This is a genomic window from Acinetobacter lwoffii (assembly GCF_024129435.1).
Taxonomy (GTDB): domain Bacteria; phylum Pseudomonadota; class Gammaproteobacteria; order Pseudomonadales; family Moraxellaceae; genus Acinetobacter; species Acinetobacter lwoffii_F.
Map to the genome: position 1 here is coordinate 1 of NZ_JAMXXN010000067.1, position 1,283 is coordinate 1,283.

Genomic DNA, 1,283 nt, shown 5'->3' on the forward strand with positions numbered 1-1,283 from the left:
TAGAGATGGATCCGTAAATTTGAACAACTCCTATAAGTGATATTCTGCTCCTCAAATGATGTTATAAACATCAATATATGGAGTATTTTATGGCACGTAGACCAAGAAGAAATCATTCAAATGATTTTAAAGCTAAGGTAGCACTTGCTGCGATTAAAGCAGAAAAAACACTTGCTGAATTGAGTGCTGAGTTTGATGTTCATCAAAACCAAATTATTGACTGGAAAAATCAATTGATCTCAGCTTCCTCGCAAGCTTTCGATCAATCAAAAGCTCCAACAGAACCACCCATCGATCTAAAAAAACTACATGCAAAAATCGGTGAGCAGGCATTAGAAATTGATTTTTTAGAAGGTGTGTTGAAGAAACTGGGCCGCTTCAACCACAAAAGTTAATCGACGACTCACTTCAGATTTCAGTATCTAAGCAAGCTAAGCTGCTGAAAGTCTCCCGTGGTTGTTATTACTATCGCCCAAAACCTGTGAGTGCATCAGATCTGAAGCTGATGCGATGTATTGATGAATTACATATGCAATATCCTTTTGCAGGCAGTCGTATGATGCGTGATTTGTTGAATCGTCAAGGACATCATATAGGACGACGTCATACACGTACTTTAATGAAGAAAATGGGTATTCAGGCGTTATATTGCAAACCAAATTTAAGCCAGGCTAATCAAGCTCACCGTAAATATCCATATCTGCTCAAAGGGTTGGCTATTCAGCGCAGTAATCAAGTGTGGTCTACGGATATAACGTATATCCCTATGGCAAAAGGCTTTGTTTATTTATGTGCTGTGATTGATTGGCATAGCCGCAAGGTACTTGCGCATAGGGTATCGATTAGTATGGAGGTGGATTTTTGTATTTCGGCTTTAAATGAAGCGATTGAAAAATATGGTCGACCTGAAATATTTAATACAGACCAAGGCAGCCAGTTTACCAGTGATGCATTTATTGATGTATTGAAATCAAATGGCATTCAAATCAGTATGGATGGTAAAGGTCGATGGGTAGATAATGTGATGGTTGAACGATTATGGCGGAGCGTTAAATATGAAGAGGTGTATCTCAAAGCTTATAGCAGTGTCACAGATGCGAAAAAGCAATTAAGTGCATATTTTGAGTTTTATAATTTGAAACGACCTCATTCGAGTCTAGACAAAATGACACCAAATGAGTTTTACTATGATCAGCTACCCCAACAAAACAAGGTGGCTTAACTAGAGCGGAATATCACTTATAAATACGCTTTTAGTTGTTCAAACAAGTGGGACCACCTCT

The 1,283-nt window shown here is 38.2% G+C and carries 1 protein-coding gene; it reads left to right on the forward strand.

The genetic code is table 11. The annotated features are described in order from the left end of the window. The first annotated feature begins 89 nt into the window (after nt 1–89). Nucleotides 90–1,222 (forward strand): IS3-like element ISAba14 family transposase gene (locus tag NI455_RS15320; protein ID WP_223155595.1). Its coding sequence is split into 2 segments (ribosomal slippage): nt 90–342 and nt 342–1,222, totalling 1,134 coding nucleotides; the frame shifts between segments, so codons are not numbered across the junction. Nucleotides 1,223–1,283: the final 61 nt, after the last annotated feature.